The sequence below is a fragment of the Nostoc cycadae WK-1 genome (assembly GCF_002897135.1).
GTDB lineage: Bacteria > Cyanobacteriota > Cyanobacteriia > Cyanobacteriales > Nostocaceae > Nostoc_B.
Map to the genome: position 1 here is coordinate 274,583 of NZ_DF978428.1, position 18,094 is coordinate 292,676.

Annotated in this window: 13 protein-coding genes; 6 read left to right on the plus strand and 7 right to left on the minus strand. The window is 42.9% G+C overall.

Going from position 1 to position 18,094, the window contains the following annotated elements; genetic code table 11:
- Positions 1–363: 363 nt before the first annotated feature.
- The 3 genes from petH to NCWK1_RS13840 all read left to right on the plus strand — a co-directional run bounded on the left by petH (position 364) and on the right by NCWK1_RS13840 (position 4,447).
- A complete protein-coding gene (gene petH / locus NCWK1_RS13830) occupies positions 364–1,686 on the plus strand; it encodes a ferredoxin--NADP reductase (protein WP_096583093.1) in 1,323 nt (440 codons plus the stop codon).
- 211 nt (positions 1,687–1,897) lie between these two features.
- On the plus strand, positions 1,898–3,187 hold the full coding sequence (locus NCWK1_RS13835) for a homoserine dehydrogenase (RefSeq protein WP_096585600.1): 1,290 nt from the start codon (positions 1,898–1,900) through the stop codon (positions 3,185–3,187).
- 159 nt (positions 3,188–3,346) lie between these two features.
- Positions 3,347–4,447 carry an S-layer homology domain-containing protein gene (locus tag NCWK1_RS13840; protein ID WP_103125106.1) on the plus strand — a complete coding sequence of 367 codons (1,101 nt, stop codon included), beginning with the start codon at positions 3,347–3,349 and terminating at the stop codon, positions 4,445–4,447.
- Between the two features lie 95 nt (positions 4,448–4,542).
- Here the strand turns inward: NCWK1_RS13840 and NCWK1_RS13845 are convergent, their stop codons facing one another.
- The 3 genes from NCWK1_RS13845 to argZ form a co-directional block, all read right to left on the minus strand.
- On the minus strand, positions 4,543–4,980 hold the full coding sequence (locus NCWK1_RS13845) for a CAAD domain-containing protein (RefSeq protein WP_096585596.1): 438 nt from the start codon (positions 4,978–4,980) through the stop codon (positions 4,543–4,545).
- Between the two features lie 552 nt (positions 4,981–5,532).
- Complete coding sequence (locus NCWK1_RS13850; RefSeq protein ID WP_103125107.1) at positions 5,533–6,045, minus strand: DUF2085 domain-containing protein; 513 nt, start codon at positions 6,043–6,045, stop codon at positions 5,533–5,535.
- A 25-nt stretch (positions 6,046–6,070) separates the two neighbouring features.
- Positions 6,071–8,182, minus strand: a complete 2,112-nt coding sequence (gene argZ / locus NCWK1_RS13855; RefSeq protein ID WP_096583087.1) for a bifunctional arginine dihydrolase/ornithine cyclodeaminase — start codon at positions 8,180–8,182, stop codon at positions 6,071–6,073.
- A gap of 186 nt (positions 8,183–8,368) precedes the next feature.
- Between argZ and NCWK1_RS13860 the strand changes: the two genes are divergently transcribed.
- The gene (locus tag NCWK1_RS13860; RefSeq protein ID WP_096583085.1) at positions 8,369–8,794 is read left to right on the plus strand and encodes a GNAT family N-acetyltransferase; all 426 of its coding nucleotides are present in this window, start codon (positions 8,369–8,371) and stop codon (positions 8,792–8,794) included.
- A gap of 98 nt (positions 8,795–8,892) precedes the next feature.
- Here the strand turns inward: NCWK1_RS13860 and NCWK1_RS13865 are convergent, their stop codons facing one another.
- Positions 8,893–11,472 (minus strand): U32 family peptidase, encoded by a 2,580-nt coding sequence (locus NCWK1_RS13865; RefSeq protein ID WP_103125108.1) that lies wholly within the window; start codon positions 11,470–11,472, stop codon positions 8,893–8,895.
- A 164-nt stretch (positions 11,473–11,636) separates the two neighbouring features.
- On the opposite strand from NCWK1_RS13865, the gene NCWK1_RS13870 reads away from it, so the two are divergent.
- Positions 11,637–12,251 carry a Uma2 family endonuclease gene (locus tag NCWK1_RS13870; RefSeq protein ID WP_103125109.1) on the plus strand — a complete coding sequence of 205 codons (615 nt, stop codon included), beginning with the start codon at positions 11,637–11,639 and terminating at the stop codon, positions 12,249–12,251.
- Positions 12,252–12,294: 43 nt separating this feature from the next.
- Here the strand turns inward: NCWK1_RS13870 and NCWK1_RS13875 are convergent, their stop codons facing one another.
- Both NCWK1_RS13875 and infC read right to left on the minus strand, forming a co-directional pair.
- Positions 12,295–15,336: an MFS transporter gene (locus tag NCWK1_RS13875; RefSeq protein ID WP_103125110.1), complete on the minus strand. Its 3,042-nt coding sequence runs from the start codon at positions 15,334–15,336 to the stop codon at positions 12,295–12,297.
- 203 nt (positions 15,337–15,539) lie between these two features.
- Entirely contained in the window at positions 15,540–16,073 is a 534-nt protein-coding gene (gene infC / locus NCWK1_RS13880) for a translation initiation factor IF-3 (RefSeq protein WP_015111888.1), read from the minus strand.
- 423 nt (positions 16,074–16,496) lie between these two features.
- On the opposite strand from infC, the gene NCWK1_RS13885 reads away from it, so the two are divergent.
- Entirely contained in the window at positions 16,497–17,417 is a 921-nt protein-coding gene (locus tag NCWK1_RS13885; protein WP_096583077.1) for an alpha/beta fold hydrolase, read from the plus strand.
- 279 nt (positions 17,418–17,696) lie between these two features.
- Here NCWK1_RS13885 and NCWK1_RS13890 read toward each other — a convergent pair whose 3' ends face one another.
- Positions 17,697–18,059 carry a BON domain-containing protein gene (locus tag NCWK1_RS13890; RefSeq protein ID WP_096583075.1) on the minus strand — a complete coding sequence of 121 codons (363 nt, stop codon included), beginning with the start codon at positions 18,057–18,059 and terminating at the stop codon, positions 17,697–17,699.
- Positions 18,060–18,094 lie beyond the last annotated feature (35 nt).

An 18,094-nucleotide genomic window follows, 5' to 3' on the forward strand; every position in this document is an offset into this window, starting at 1 on the left:
ATCCTGAGTCAAAGTTGCCTTCATTCAGCATTAGTTGTATGTGCTAATAGCATTTGCATCTAGTTTTTTTAAGCTTGTCAGCAGCGATTTATCTGCCAGAGTATTCACGAAAAAAAGATTAAATTGACGCATGGTTAACATTCTGCCAGCGACTTATCCTCTATTTTAGAGGATGAACAGGTGTGTTTATTGCAATACCTGCTTGTCTGAAGGTGAGTGTACTTAGCAAGGTATCATTTTGTGATGCCTCTTTCCCAACGCGCTAGTTTTGGTACCCAAAAATCCGATACACTAAAATCTGGCTAGTGATGGGAAATAGTTTTTTTGAAAAACGGTTAAGTAAATATCGGAGTGATAGAACGAATGTACAATCAAGGTGCTGTTGAGGGTGCTGCCAACACAGAATTAGGTAGCCGCATCTTCGTTTACGAAGTGGTGGGTCTGCGTCAGAACGGAGAGACTGATCAAACGAACTACCCAATTCGTAAAAGTGGCAGTGTGTTCATCAGAGTGCCTTACAACCGCATGAATCAAGAAATGCGACGTATCACTCGCCTAGGCGGCACAATTGTTAGCATTCAACCTGCAAGTGTTCTAGAGCAACTCAATGGTCAAGCCCCAGTTGTGAATATTGCACCTGTGGAGACCGCTAACAATAAGGGAAATGGTCAAGCCACACCTGTGAAAGTGAAAAGTGAAGCGAAAGGCTTTGCTAAATCACCAGCTGAAGAACAGCCAAAGAATAAGGATAACCAAGGCAACACCATGACTCAAGCGAAAGCCAAAAAAGCCCACGCTGACGTTCCTGTAAACACTTATCGTCCCAATGCTCCATTTATCGGTAAGTGTATATCTAATGATCCGTTAGTGGGAGAAGGCGGGATTGGTATTGTTCAGCATATTAAATTTGACCTTTCTGGTAGTGATTTAAAGTATATCGAAGGTCAAAGTATTGGGATTATTCCTCCTGGTTTGGACAAGAACGGCAAACCAGAAAAACTCAGACTATACTCTATTGCTTCTACTCGTCATGGTGATGATGTAGATGACAAAACAGTTTCGTTGTGCGTTCGCCAGTTGGAATATAAGCACCCAGAAAGTGGCGAAACAGTTTATGGTGTTTGCTCTACACACCTGTGTTTCCTCGAACCAGGCGCAGAAGTCAAAATCACCGGGCCAGTGGGTAAAGAAATGTTATTACCCGATGACCCTGAAGCTAACGTCATTATGATGGCAACTGGTACAGGTATTGCCCCTATGCGTGCTTATCTGTGGCGGATGTTTAAGGATGCAGAAAGAGCCGCTAACCCAGAATATCAATTTAAAGGATTCTCTTGGCTAATCTTTGGCGTACCAACCTCTCCCAATATTCTGTATAAAGCAGAATTGGAAGAAATGCAGCAAAAGTATCCTGATAACTTCCGCTTGACTTATGCTATCAGCCGCGAACAGCAGAATCCTCAAGGCGGTAGAATGTACATTCAAGACCGCGTAGCAGAACACGCTGATGAACTGTGGCAGTTGATTAAAAACGAAAAAACCCATACATACATCTGCGGTTTACGCGGTATGGAAGATGGGATTGATGCGGCTTTAACTGCTGCTGCTGGTAAGGAAGGCGTAACCTGGAGTGATTACCAGAAGGAACTCAAGAAAGCTGGACGCTGGCACGTAGAAACTTATTAAGTTGGTCATTAGTCAATGGTCATTAGTCATTAGTTAATAGATTAAGACAACTGACAAAAGACAACTAAAACAAGATAATCTGTAGGGTGGGCGATGCTCACCCTACAATTGTTTTGTATGTATACTTGCTGAGAACAGAGTTCTGGTAGTTAAAGTGTAACTACTCAGCACTCAGCACTCAGCACTCAGCACTAAGATGGGTGAAAAGTTTGTGGGTGTAAAGCTAGGAATACTAGGATTAGGTACAGTAGGTACGGGTACGGTGCAACTACTACAAGATGCTGTTGGCCGTCATCCACTGTTAGAAGAAGTAGAAATATATCGGGTGGGTGTACGATCGCCCGACAAACCCCGTGCTGTAGAATTACCACAGTCAGCAATAACTACCGATTTAGCGGCAATTGTGAATGATCCGGCGGTGGATATTGTAGTTGAGGTGATGGGGGGATTGGAACCGGCGCGATCGCTCATTCTCCAAGCTATTAAAAATGGTAAACACGTAGTTACAGCGAATAAAGCGGCGATCTCACGATTTGGGGCAGAAATTTTCAACGCCGCTAATGAAGCTGGTGTTTATGTAATGCTCGAAGCCGCTGTGGGCGGGGGAATTCCGGTAATTCAACCCTTAAAGCAAGCTTTAAGTGTCAACCGCATTCATACTGTTATTGGTATTGTTAACGGTACGACTAACTATATCCTCACCCGGATGCAAACTGAAGGTAGCGACTTTAGTGATGTTTTAGCTGATGCTCAACGCTTAGGCTATGCTGAAGCTGACCCCACAGCCGATGTCGATGGCTTAGATGCAGCCGATAAAATTGCGATTTTAGCATCCTTGGGTTTTGGGGGACGCATTAATTTACAAGATGTTTACTGTGAAGGAATTCGGCAAGTCAGCAAGACAGATATTAACTATGCCGAAAAATTGGGCTTTGTGATTAAATTATTAGCGATCGCTAAATACCAAAACAAAGCTAACTCTCAGTTATCTGTGAGAGTTCATCCCACCTTTGTACCCAAAGCTCACCCATTAGCCAGTATTAACGGTGTTTATAACGCCATTCTTGTAGAAGGCGAACCCATCGGCCAAGTAATGTTTTTTGGGCCAGGTGCAGGTGCAGGTGCAACAGCCAGTGCTGTCACCTCAGATATTTTAAATTTAGTAGCAGCCCTCAAGAGTAATTCTGCTGTACCAAATCCCCTACTTAGCTGTAGACACGAAGATTACTGTCAAGTTACCCCTATTGCTGAATTAGTCACCCGTTTTTACGCCCGTTTCCTCACCAAAGACCACCCTGGTGTGATTGGCAAATTAGGAACTTGCTTTGGTAATCATGGTGTGAGCTTAGAATCAGTTGTGCAAACGGGTTTTCAAGGCGCATTAGCAGAAATTGTGGTTGTTACCCACGATGTGAAAGAAGGCGACTTCCGCCAAGCTTTGGATGAAATTCGGAATCTAGAGGCGATTGATAGTATTGCCAGTATCTTAAGAGTGCTTTAAAAAGTATGAAGTAAATGTGTGTAGAGGATGTATAAAAATTAAGTTGTTAAACCCGCCTACGCGGGTTTTGTTTGTATAATTACGACTTTAGTCACCCATACTTCCTCATTTTTTAGGTTAATTTCTCAGAATAAACTTGATTGCTTCCAGGGAAACACGATGACCAATCTACCGCCTTCCGATCCTAAGTCATCTGACAAAACAGCCCTTGGCTTTGATGAATTTATTGCCATTTTGGTTGCCTTTGTGGCGATCGGGGGAATTCTGTTGTGGTCATTTTCTCGACGGGATAATAACTGGAACTTCAATATAGTTTTGTCGCCATCACCAAATTCAACAAACAAACCTCAACCAAGTCCCGCCATTACTTCTCCCACTCCACAGGTGCAACCAAAGGCAGATCCTCAACTTGAGGTTGTACCGTTACCACCCAAGGATGTAGTTCCTGAACCCAGCCCTCCTTCTCCTTTGATACTTCCAGCCGTTCCAGTAACTCCACTAAATTCATCACCTAAATCTGAACCTTTTTCTACATCTAGAAACTCAGACTTATCAATTCAATCATCGCCTTTACCTTTAGTTACCCCAACTGAACAAAAATCGATTATTCCACCCCCTATTGCCTTTAACGATGTACCCACTGATTTTTGGGCAACTCGGTTTATTAACGCTCTTTCGGCGCGTGGCATTATTAAGGGTTTTCCAGATTATACGTTTAGGCCAACTCAGCCTGTTAACCGCGCTGAATTCGCGGCTATTCTCCAGCAAGCTTTTGACACAGAACTGAGTAAAAATTCTGTCCCTTTTAAAGATGTATCAACCAAATATTGGGCAACACCAGCAATCGATCGCGCTGTAGGTGCAGGATTTTTAAAAGGTTTTCCTGACAAAACTTTTAAACCAAGTCAAAAGATTACCCGTGTGCAAGTTTTAGTAGCTCTTGTGAGTGGGTTGAATCTTAAACAATCAGCTAAACCATCACAGGTGTTAAGTATTTATCAAGATACTAAAAATATTCCTAAATATGCTGTGGACAAGGTAGCGATCGCCACAGCTAATGGCTTGGTAATTAGTGATGGTAATCCGCAATTTTTGGTTCCTAATCAAGCTGCTACCCGTGCGGAAGTAGCGGCAATGGTTCATCAGGCGTTAGTCAAATTGGGCAGGCTAGATAAAATTTTTTCTGAGAATATTGTGCGATCGCCTGGACAAAGTTCATTATCCACAGGTAAATTCACTAACGAATTATCATCACAGTAAGTCAGCCGCTAGATTAAAGTCTTTAAGAAGCGAGGGCAGTACAAACCACTGCCCTCACCTCTGTGTTTTAAATTAAATTGCAGCGAGAGTTGTTATTATGCGCCAGGAGCGTTTCTGCCAACCACTTGTGATTTAAGAGTTGTAATTTCGTTAGTTAGCTCTTTCCTGGTTGAAGCTTTGAGTAAATAGCGATAAATAAACCAAGCAGAGTAACCAATACCAATCAACTCAAAGGTAGGTGCTACCAAAGGAATGTCATTCAAAGAATCTAATATTGCCAAAAGTACCTTAACTGCGACAAGTGCTGTCAAAATTAAGCCAACACTAACCAAGGGCTGCTTGTATTTATTGAAAAAGCTACCAAGGTACTCAGGCAGGGTTCCTAAAAAGCCAGAAATCTGTTCTCCGTATTTTATCCATTCCTCTTGGGGTTGAGCAGGAGGCTGGAGTTTAGTAATGGTTCCTGTTTGGCTGTTGATATCTGCCACTGCTGCTTCTGTGGATTTTGTTTCTGCGAATTCCGGTTCTTGCATTTTAACTTCCATAAATTTGACAGTTGGGTTTTTTAATCCGGACAATTACAACCAAAAGGCTGTGATTAGACAAGGCACAAGTTTATCAGACTTGACTGGGTAACACATTGTATTCCCTATAACCATAAATGCCTCTAATCTCTACTGCATCAACTCCAAGGTAGACAGTCAGTAAAAAGACAGAAGCTAGAAAACGGTAGGATGCGTTAGCCCAATCTATCTGAGTTTTAGGTTTGTCCATCAACTGCAACCTCTAGGATGAGATTATCCTAAGCTGTATCAGTTGCTGATAATCGTACTCATTCAAGTACAAATCATGCAAAAATCAGATCACCTCTCATTTATACAAGGATAATCGCCGATTTTAACTGAATATTAAAGCTATCTTCAGCCGGATTCGTCAATGAATCTATTGCTCATTGATGTTAATACTTAATAAAAATTCTTCTCTATTCATGTATCTAGCTTTTATAGATATTTTGTGCTATGCGTTTGTCTTTACTTCTTTAACTCTCTGTGTTCCTCTGGGTCAATCTTGGCGCTATTTTGCGTTTAGAGAAGCTGACTACGCTGCCCACCATGCAAAATTGGCATCGTAAACAAACCCCAAGCCAAACCAGTCATTAACCCAAAGGGCGTAACTAAATAATTATTAAAATCCCACAAGCCAAAAATTTGTGCTGCTAATTCTAATGGGTAAGCCATCATCAAAACACTAGCTAAAGCAGCACCATTCCAACCATATTGGCTTAACCAATAAAAACCTTTACCACCAGTCACAGCATACAGTAGACGGGTCATTAACAGCCCTGTGACAGTACCATAACACCGCATACACACAGCCATGATAAATGGGGGTGCTAAATCTAAGCCCATATCTGGTTGCGGACATACATGATTCCCCATGAAATAAATGATGTTCGCAATACCCCCAAGTAACCATACACCAGACGCAGCAAGAAAGGGGGCGACTGGCGGGCCAAAAACCATCCCCGCCAGCAGAAAATCAGCAATGAAACTGACCCAATTAACTTGTAACTCTCTTGTGAAAGCGACTCTAGCCATTTCCTTTCTTTGCACGAAACCTTTCTTAACCTACCACTGCACGATAAGGACTTGTCAACTTATCAAGCTGTTGAATCAACAAACTGAGGAATAAACCCACATCTGTAACTACACCCACTGATTCAACCGAACCGCGATCGCTCAATTTAGTCACTACAGCCGGGTTAATATCCACACAAACCATTTTCACACCCGCTGGGGTCATATTCCCCACACCAATGGAGTGCAGCATGGATGACAGCATCAAAATCATCTCCGCACCTTCGAGATGTTTGGCATATTCTTCCTGGGCTTTAATCAAATCCATTTGGGTATCAGGTAAAGGCCCGTCATCTCGAATGGAACCAGCTAGGACAAACGGCACATTATTGCGGACACATTCATACATTACGCCGCTTTTGATTACCCCCGCCTCTACAGCTTTAGCTATACTGCCATGACGACGGATGCTATTAATTACCTTGAGGTGATGGCGATGTCCACCCCGCACGGCGACACCCCGTTTCATGTCTACACCGAGGGATGTTCCCATCAGATTTTGCTCGATGTCGTGGACTGCGATCGCATTTCCTCCCAGTAAGGCTTGTACATAACCTTCCCGAATTAGCTGTGAGAGGTGTTCGCCGCCACCAGTGTGAATTACCACAGGCCCTGCTGTGACAACTACTTTACCGCCAGCATCTCGGATTTTACGTAGTTCCCAAGCAACTTGTTCTACAACTAACTCCACGCGGCGTTCGCTGGAAACACCCGCCGACATAAAGCTGAATTCTTGGGAGTTGCGTTGTTCCCGCGATTCTGTTTTGCGGATGGTGCGGATACCAAGTACATCGACAACTACTTGTTCGCCAACTTCCAAATCACGGAGAATTTTACACCGTGCCACTATACCATTAGAGCCTTGAGTAATGGCGATCGCACCATCCATCCGCTGATTTTCTACCTTCACCCATTCCCCGTTTATCCGCACTTCCGTCGGATAAATTGTGCTGACGTAGAAATCATCAGGTGCAACACCCGCCAAAGTTACAGGTTCCAGTTTGGCATCCCGTTCATCTTGGGGTAAGTCTACCGCACCCAAATCAATTAACAAGGAGATGATTTCTTCCATCACCTCGTGAGATGGTGCTGATACCTTCACTTCAGCCGCCGAAGTACTTTGGCGCTGTTCTCCCAAGTTGAAATTCAACACTTGGAAACTTCCGCCTGTATCGACAATCAAATCTAAGGCGCGGTTAATTAAACCAGAGTCCAGCAAATGTCCTTCTAGACGAATAATCCGACTTTCTACAGACACATTTGCATGAACTTCTTCACGGACTGGTTCTGTTACACGCAAGGTGAGACACTTAGCTGCACCACCAGCCTTGAGAAATTCAGTTAACTGTGTTTCCAGGACTTGAAAACCAACTTCCGCCAAACGAGATTTTAAAGCATCGCTGGCTTTATTCATAATTACGATACTGTCAACATTCACCGCATTACAAGCGAAATTGACTGCATCAGCTTCGGCTATGGCTATGCGCTTTTCTGCGGCGACACGCATTTCAATTAAGCGGTTGGAGTAAGAATCAAACGCGCCGGGATAGTAAAGTAAATAGCCGTTAGCTAAAGGACAAAAGCAAGTATCTAAATGATAGAAACGCTCATCAATTAAACGCAGAGATAACACTTCAATATCCAGCCATTTGGCAAGATAGGGGTGAGAATCTAACTCAGAACGGAAACCATAACCCGCCCATAACCAACGCCCTTCTCTATCTAGAAGTGCATCACCTGCGCCTTCAAAGGGTAAATCTTTTGGCAGTTCATAGACTGTATAACCGTTTTCTTCAAACCATTGTTTAAAGTGTGGTTCTTCTCCCTGCCGTTCTTTATGTAAAAAACGACTCAGTACAACATTGTCACCGAGAACTAAACCCGCGTTGGCAGTAAAAACTAAATCAGGCCAACCTTTCTGGGGTGTGACTAAATTTACAATGGCGTGTTCTTTGAGAATTTGATATAAACCTTGCCACTGTTCGACGGCGCGATCGCGTGAGGATTTGTGAATATTCCCTTCCATCCAAGGATTAATCACATAGTCCACATCATAGTGGTCAGGAGGACACATTAAAAAGCGAATCCGGGAATTCATAAAAATCTTACTAGCGTTATAGATGCTACAGGCCTAATCTGGATATAATTTCAAATCCGCTACAAAACCTCTACCTTGAGATAGTTGAAGGATTTATAGAAGCTTCGCTCCTATTTTATGGGAAAGACAACTTTGTGACCGTGGGATTCCGTGATATTTTAGCGCCATTTAGTGCAAATGACTAAGATGACACATCTAAAAATTACAGTAGATGATCAACCTGATGCAAAAGATATTCATACTGTCATCAGCCATCTGGTGGAATACAACAATAGTCAAACACAGCCAGATGTCAACAAGCCTCTAGCTATTTGGGTACGGGATACTGATAGTACCATTGTTGCGGGGTTAATTGGCAAAACAAATTGGGAATGGCTGTATATTTCCCATCTGTGGGTATCTGAGACACTGCGCGGCCAAGGATATGGTAGCAAAATGATACTAGAGGCTGAGAAAGTAGCGAAACAACGCGGCTGTGGACACGCATATCTAGATACCTTTAGTTTTCAAGCCTTGGGTTTTTACCAACGTCTCGGCTATCAAATCTTTGGCGTTTTAGAAGACTTTCCCCCCGGACATCAGCGATATTTTTTATCGAAAAAGTTGTTGTAATATCATGTCCGGCTAATTAGTGATAATTCCCAAATCTATGCACAAAACCCAAAAACTCTTCCTCTGCGGTCTTAATGATAATTTGACCGGACACAATATTACAACTTCCTCCCACCGCCAACTGTAGATAAACCCAAGGGGCCGCGTGTTACACCTAATTGATTTTGTAACTTCAATTCTCGCCAAAGTTGAGAACCAGAAATTTCGCCTTGGAGTAGCTGACGGTAACGCTGTATTGTTTTAGTCACTTGTTCTGGTGTTTCATTGACAAATTCAATGCGGAAATGGCGTAAACCCAGTTCTATCAAACGCTGTACGTATTCTGCTCCGGTTTGGGCTGTGCCATTAAATACTGTGTTACGACAACCTGCATCAGCTTGCAGAACATGTTCACTACCCACACGGTCGCGTAACTTTACTTCATGTTTTTCGCAGGGTCTACCACAGTTGGTATAGTCTATGCCTTCTGAAAGAAAGGCGCAAAAAACACAATGTTCCATGTGAAACATAGGGATATGCTGATGAATTGTCACTTCAAACCATTGGGGTGGACAACTGCTAAGTAAGTCTTCAAGTTGAGCAATATTTAAGTCATAGGATGGAGTTAGCCTTTCTAAACCAAAGTGCTGCTGAAAGTAATCTGCGGTTAAAGCATTAGCAACGTTAAGTGAGAAATCACCTACGCATTTGTCTGCACCAAAAAATTGTAACTGATCATAATTCCGCACTAAATAGCCGTCAGCATTTGCAGTCTGTACTTGCTGTAAAATCCAGTTTTCTCCAGGTTTGGTAATGCGGGGAGGTGCAACCCAGATTTGAGGTAGGGGCGAACGGCCATTCGCCCTCACTAGTTGTACGGCTTGGCGGTAGGCGCGGGGGTCTTCAAATTCGCAGTAGAGAGTTTCTACACCAGTATTCAGGGCGGCTTGGAGTTGCTTGAGGTTGCGGACTAGAACTATGAGTGAAGGAGATGCGGGAGATGAAGAAGATTTAGCCGGAAGTAGGTCTTGCAAAGAAATATTAGAACGCAGTTCCCAGCGTTTGGGTTGAGTGCGTAACGCTTCTAACTGCGCGACGATTTCTCGACGCATCCGATTTAACTCACTCACGGGAACCATTACAGCACCATTGAGATGATTAGTTAAAGTTCCTAAACAAAAGGGAGTGTTCCCCAAACGACCGAACTGTTCTTGCAAACGGTCTGTATCTAAAGGTTTAGTGTGCGCTTCGGCTAGTGCGATCGCCGATTCTACTTGTACGATATTACCAAGTTCATCGCGGGCGATCGCCATCAACAATTCCCCAACTTCCCCATAAATTTCCAAAGCTATCGGACGTTGAAATTGGGGGTTCTCTCCAGCAAAACTCTGACGCAGCTGTTTATCTAATTCTGGGTCACTGGTTTTCCAAACTTTATCACCGATATGCACTCGCTGAAAATTCAAGTTATCTTTACCAAAAGTGAGTACAACTTCCTGACCTTTCTGCGTCACCGTATAAACTCGACCGCCTTCTTCCTTTCCCTCTGGATGACCGCAGTCAAAAACAATTCCATCTCCTGGTTTCACAGGTGCTTCTAACTTCATCGTCACCTGTTCGTTACGAATGCGGGTAACTTCGCCCAAATAAACCCCGCGTTTCTTCCCAAACCGTGCATGAACTAATTCTTGATTATTAATCCCATTAAACCAGCCAGTATATAATCCACGAGAAAACGCCATTTCTAAGTTGTATTGTTCTTGACCTTTCCCCCAACCCCTTTCCGAAGCGGAGAGGGGAGTTCTACTTCCCCCTTCCCTGCGCGGTAAGGGGGTTAGGGGGTTAGGTCTCTCTAACTCCGCCATCACCTTATCCAAAGCTTCTCGGTAAACACGAGTAACATTCGCAACATATTCCGGCGCTTTCAACCGCCCTTCAATTTTCAAACTAGTTACCCCAGCCTTCACCAAATCAGGTAATACTTCTAACCCTGCTAAATCTTGCGGACTCAATAAATATTTGCGTTCCGGTAAATCGACAATTTCACCATCAACGATTAAATCATAAGGCATCCGACAAGCTTGGGCGCACTCACCCCGGTTAGCCGAACGTCCACCCAAAGCTTCACTCGTCAAACACTGACCAGAATAAGCGACACACAAAGCACCGTGAACAAAAACTTCTAATGGTAAAGTTGTGGCTTGCTGAATTTTCTGAATCTCTTTAATAGAACATTCCCGCGCCAGTACTACCAACTGACAACCGAGAGATTTAGCAAATTCTACTCCAGCCGCGCTGGTGATAGTCATCTGAGTGGACGCATGGATAGGAAAATCTGGTGAAAGGTGACGAATGAGACGACAAATACCAACATCTTGCACAATTACCGCATCTACCCCAGCCGCAATAATGGTGCGGAGATATTGCTGTGCATCTGTTAATTCTTTAGGAAATATCAGTGTATTAACTGTGACATAGCCTTTGACACCCCGCAGGTGTAAAAACTGCATCAATTGTGGTAAATCAGCTTCTGTAAAATTTTGCGCCCGCATTCTGGCGTTAAATCTATCCAACCCAAAATAAATCGCATCAGCCCCATTTTCGACAGCAGCTTTAGCACATTCCCAGTTACCTGCGGGCGCAAGTAGTTCAGGACGTTGAAAACAGGTTTGTAGGTTTTGTGTGCGATCGCTTTTCATCAGGCTGAGATAGATTTAAATATCACCATAGCGATTCTATCAATAAAAACTTGCAGCGATAGATTCCCAGATTGTACGGTATTTGGAGGGTTAACCAGTTTTTATCCTGTGGCACAATCTCGCAGTAGCGATGATAAAGTCAAATATATGTGGAAGTGGGAATTATGACTCAAACCCTACCCAAATTAGCAACTTTTGAACAATTTATTGATTGGTATCCCTCGAATGGGGTGCAATATGAGCTACATCAAGGAGTTATTGTTGAAATGCCGCCCCCAACTGGTGAACACGAAAATGTTGTTGGATTTTTGGCAGCACAGATTACTTTTCAGTTTTTACAAATGGGACTTCCGTTTCGCATTCCCAAAACTGCCTTGATCAAAATTGAGGGCAATAACTCAACCTATTCTCCCGACATTTTAGTATTAAATCACGACCATCTTGTTAATGAACCACTGTGGAGCAAGCAATCGACTGTTATTCAAGCTGCGTCTATACCAATTACCATTGAAGTCGTTAGCACCAATTGGCGAGATGACTACTACGACAAATTCAGGGACTATGAAGAAATGGGAATTCCTGAGTATTGGATTGTAGACTATGCTGCACTCGGTGGCAAAAGATTTACTGGTAATCCTAAACAACAAACCATTACCATTTGTAATTTAGTTGATGGAGATTATCAAATGACTGTGTTTAGGGGAGATGATGCGATTACATCACCTTTATTTCCCCAACTAGAATTGACAGCACAACAAATTTTTGATTCGGCTTTGTAAGCTGGCGCATCATGCAGGCTAATTATATTGTCACGCAAATTGCTCAATTTCTAGTTACAGTCGCATCCTTGTGACTAGCAGAAGGACGGCGATTCGAGTATTTTTTCATTAGTTCTTTGACTTGGGTGGCTACTAATGGATGTGTATCTTGTTGTAATTTTGGTAATAGCTCTAAAAGCACACGATGAGAAACTGCATTTAAATATGCGATCGCTGCTTCTCGTACAAAGCCTGTAGGATGACGCAAGGCTAGTAAAATCTCTTTACTAGTTAAGCGAATGCGGCTAACTTGCGCCAGATGAAAACAGCAGGCTAAACACCAATCAGACAGGAAATTATCCAAACTCAGCATTTTCTGTAGTCGCTCACTGACTGGCATTGGTTCATATTCTACTAATTCAGCTTCTACTAAATAATGCAGTTTTTCTTGGTGCGATCGCTTGTCTAAAATATTCAACAACAGAGATTTTACAGGCAGAGTAACTGTATGCTCTAAAATTTCTAAACCTCTGGCGATGTTTGTTCCAGAGGGCGATCGCAAGTTAAAGGCTGCTGCTTGCATTTTTTCGGGTGAATACAGCAGCTTCAATAGTAAAAGTAACCGTTCTCGTCCATCTATTTCTAGTTCTAGCAGCGATCGTTGCAACAATTCGCAGACAACCGCTGCTCTTTGGGATGTGGAATAATTGTCCAGAGTTGGTGGTTTTTGCAAGTCAATGTAAGCAGAGTAAATTTCTCCTAAAAACTTTAACTCTTGCTCAATTAAACTTTCTACCCTAGTTTGATGGAAGCGGTCTACTCGATTGCTGGTTTCTGGTTGTTTCTGCACTTTGAGTAAACTACGCAAAATTTGATATCTAGTTGCACCCCAAGATTTTTCTAAGTGTAGCCAGAGGGCTTCAATCGCTTCTAAGGTAGGAATGTGCGCAATTGTTCGCCACGCATACATCCGCACTATTTCTGGCTTATAAGTATTGGTAGCCAACCGCAACAGCATATCTAAAGCTTCATTCTCCAGTTTGGCTAAGGCACGCATAGCCGTGCTGCGAGTTGATTTATAGTAAAGTGCAGCAATCAAGGCTGAATAGTAATCTTCTAAGCGAGTCGCTGCAATCATTTCCAAAACAGCACAGCGCACACGCAAAGATTCATCCTGCAATAAATTGGGGATATGAATTCGCAGAGCTTGAAGATAAACTGTTTCTCTTAAGGCTTTGACTCCATTGATGCGTTCTCGTTCTTGTTGATGAGTCAACATCCTTTGCAGAGTTTTGGTAGCTGCTACTTTTTGTATCGGCGTTCCCTGACGCAAAATCAAAGCGGCGGCGGTGGCGCGAATTAAGGAATGGTGTCGCGCGTGCAAATATTCTTCTAATTGACTCAAATTAGGATTTTCCTCAGCCAGCCAAACATAGCGCAACGCCAAAGCCAAAACTTCTGGATCAATTTTTTCTGGGAGTTGTTCAATTAACAGGCGCACATCCGAAATATAAGCAGGATTCGCCCCACCCATAAACATAACTTCCAAACTTTGGCGCTGTAATTCTGGCGGTAACTTCAACAGTAGGGGTGCTAAAACTTCGGCTGCTCCTTGGGGATCAATTTGGGCTAAAAGTTCAATACAAGAGTGTTTATCTGTGGTACTACCTTTTTCACCTAAAGCTTTGACTACCCCCTGTTTAAAGACACGCAAGCCGACGTTAGAAGCACTTAATTCGCCCCGTTCTGCGCTTAAAACTAACAAATCAACATAACGCGATCGCAATACCCAAACAACTCTTAAACAGGTAGCAGCCGCTAATACAGTTTCACCAACAAATACCCACTCTTGTAATACAGTGGGAACAACTCGGTTACAAACAAACAAAGTCGCCAAAATTAGTAATCCAGATCCACCTGTGGCGATCGCTTCGGCTGTTCCGCCAGATAATGCCTGCATGTGGCTGCGTAGCCGTTCGGGAATGGGTTGATAAAGTACTGGCCCACTGCTAACAACAAAGGTGTAGCGCAGTAATTCATCACAAAATTTTAAACTGACTAATCCCCAAAAAATGCCATAAGAATGCAAAGCGGGGAATAAATTTAATAAAGCGATCGCAGTTGGGACAACAAAGCCAACACTAATCGGTAACAGTGCGGCGGTGAAAAATACACCAATCCGTTCGATCAGGCGGCTGGAAACAAACCATTGAGTTCCTAACTCACATAGCCCGACAATCCCCCCGAATATACCTAAAAAACTAGCAAGGTCGCGATCGCCTAAATTAGATTTTAATTCCCGGAGATATTGAAAATCGACTAATAGTCCAATAACTTGTAAAAGACCAACAAACGCAAATAACTGCCATGTATAGCGGCGCAGTGGTGCTTGAATCCGTCGATATCGAGAAGCTTGTTCATGGGGAACTTGACGTTGTGGCGCATCAGGAAAGGCGGCTCGATATTGATTACTTAAATAAGCTAAAATTGCTGACCCTAAAACAATCAATAAACAAGCAATTAAAATGACTTTTTCTAGTTTGACAAATTGCAAAATCCACGGCAAACTAAAGCCACTAATGACATCTGCTACTAATAATCCACTACTAACTAATGGGTAAGTGCGTTTAATTTCCCGGATGTTAAATATTTGGTTAGCAACAATTGAAGTGTTGAGGTCGTTAACTACATAAAGTCCATCTACCCACAGTCGCAGGATGAATACCAAAATTACTGCTAGGTACGAAAGATGTAATCCCTCACGCAATAATACCAAGAATATCAGCGGCACAACCATACAAGGCGCGATCGCCACCACTACCCAACGCAAAGGAAAAATCTTTTGCAGCCAAGAATAAACAAAAACCAACCCTGCACCCGTTGCTGCACTAGCAATGTACATCCAAGGCAACGGACCAGCCCCATATTCATCTAAAAACAGTGCTACTGTACTATCCTCTGCCCAGCGTAATCCAATAGATACAGTTGTGTAAAAGGCAAACATAATCCATGTACGTTCACCTTCCTCTGGTCGCAGATTTACCCACTGTAGCAGTCGTGAGAGAACACCTTTATTGACAACCAACGAGTAATTTTTCAGTTCCATGCAGTTTAACTTTCTGATATCACCCTGCAACAGTTCGAGCAAACATCGCACTCAGCACTTAAAAAGCAAGAGTCCTGAGCAACTGAGTATTATGTTTCCCACTCAGCTCTCAGGACTATCAGTTTTTGATAAACTTCTGCGATTTATGGTCGCTATGCTATTTCTAGCTGTAAACTATGCGTTGTGTTCAGAAAAGTTAAAGCTTATTTCTTCGGCGAAATCAACATCATCATATTTCTTCCCTCTTTTTTCGGTGCTTGTTGCACTTCTCCAAAAGGTTCAAGATCTGTCGCCATACGCTTGAGTAAATCTTCTGCTAAGTCACTGTGTTGAATTTCTCGACCCCGAAACATAACAGTAGCTTTGACTTTATCACCATCTTTCAAGAAGCGCTCTGCTTGTTTCACACGCACGTTGTAATCGTGTTCTTCGATTTTGTAGCGCATCTTTACTTCCTTGACATCAGCCGTGTGCTGCTTTTTCCGGGCTTCCCGCGCCTTCTTCTCCTGTTCAAATTTGTATTTCCCGTAGTCCATAATTCGGCAAACTGGCGGGTCAGCCTTATCACTCAGCAGCACCAAATCTAGCTCTTTTTCTTCTGCTAGTTGTAATGCTTCCTGAGGAGTGATAATTCCTAGTTGGGAGCCATCAGTATCAATGACTCTAATTTTCGGGAAGCGGATTCTCTCGTTGATTTGGGGCAGATCGCGAGTTCTTTTTTTCTCAATCACAGGCATTATGATTTATGGAAGCTCTCTTTTTAGAATATAGTTTGGTTTTGCTCGGTATGCCTCAGAAGTACAATACTTAAAATAACTGAGGACTTAACAATCAGTCTTTGATTCTAGAGTAACTAATCTATAGTCTAGTTACTAACGGCTGTATTTGTCATTCTACTCATAATGACAAAAATTTCTCTGCAATAGTTAACTTAAATTACACAAGCAAAGGCAAAATTATTTATTGTAACAATTATTTTATTTACTGTTGACAAATACACGAAAATATATATTAGGGTTCGGGAGTAGGGGAATCAGAATATTTTCCTTAGTCAGTCGTGAGTTTTCCCATAACTGGCTGTCTAAAAATTTCAGACTTCAATAGACAGCTTTTATATTGGATGTATATAGTATGCACATCTTCCAGCATCGGAGGTAAGCTTGACCACAGCGGTACACTGGCAACAGCGAGTTGGCAATCAAAGAGACTGGGTTTGGCGGGGCTGGCAAACTCGTTATACTTACATCCGCCCTAGCGCCAATTACAATAACTCAACGCCCTTAATTTTGCTACATGGGTTTGGTGCTTCTATTGGACATTGGCGGCATAATTTAGAAGTTTTGGGTGAATATCATACAGTTTATGCTTTAGATATGCTGGGTTTTGGCGCTTCGGAAAAAGCTCCAGCAAATTACAGCATAGAATTATGGGTTGAGCAGGTATACGAATTCTGGCGAGCATTTATCCGCCAACCTGTTGTATTGGTAGGAAATTCTAATGGTTCATTGATTTCCTTAGCAGCAGCAGCGGCTCACCCTGATATGGTGCAAGGCATTGTCATGATGAGTTTACCTGACCCATCATTAGAACAAGAAGCGATACCTGCTGTTTTGCGACCAATTGTGAAAACTATCAAAAATATTGTTGCTTCCCCGTTAGTATTGCAGCCAGTATTTCAGTTTGTGCGTCAACCCAGCGTCTTACGGCGCTGGGCGAGTTTGGCTTATGCAAATCCCGAAGCTATTACCGATGAACTTATAGAAATTTTGGCTGGGCCTCCCCAAGACAGAGGTTCGGCGCGGGCTTTTAGTGCTTTATTTAAAGCGGCGATCGGTGTTAATTTTAGTCCTAGTGTCAAAGCTGTATTGCCCAAATTAACAATTCCTATGCTGTTAATTTGGGGACAAAAAGACCGCTTTGTTCCACCTGTATTGGCTACTCGATTTGCTCAATACAACAACAAATTAGAACTACTCAACCTAGAGAATGTAGGACATTGCCCTCATGATGAGTGTCCAGAACAAATTAACCAAGCAATTTTAGATTGGATGACTCGATGTTTTGGCGATCGCCAGTGTTGAAGAAGAATTCACAAGTTAGAATTCAGGAGTCAGAATCAATCATTAAGCAATTTTGACCCGCGACTAACTAATTGAAGACCACACTTCAAAAAGCTCCTTAACCACCAAATTGAAAATTTGGTGGGAGCCTTAAACTCCGTTATTCTGACGCTCGCGGACTCGCTCTAAGCGAAGCTATGTCGTTGGTAAAGCCTCTCGTTCGCGTTAGCGTTTCTGAAAGAGAAGAGAAGGCTTTACGCCACACTATCCGCCAGTCGTACAGAATTCATTCACGCAGATCTAGCCTATTTGGACTTGTGCTGTATCAACTTCTGTAGCACCATTGACAGCGCGGGCTACAGAAACCATCTTGTTGAGAATCTCCTGGCTAGGAACTTTACCTTTGAGAACTACAGTTCCACCAGTCTGAGCAACCCAAAGTGTGTCTATGTCATCAAGCTGCTGATCTTGATCAAATGCTAATGCTACCCGCTTGGCCAATCCACTTTGGTCATATTCGCCATTCAATCCGATCCGTTCTGGTGGCATAGATTGAGTTGCTGTAGGCGCAGCAGTAGCAGCTTGGGGTACTGCTTGCGGAGCCGGATTGACTTGTGCATTTTGTGGTTTTTCCAAACCGAATAATCTTTTTAACCAACCCATAAATGCTGCTCTCCTATGAACATTCCATAACATTT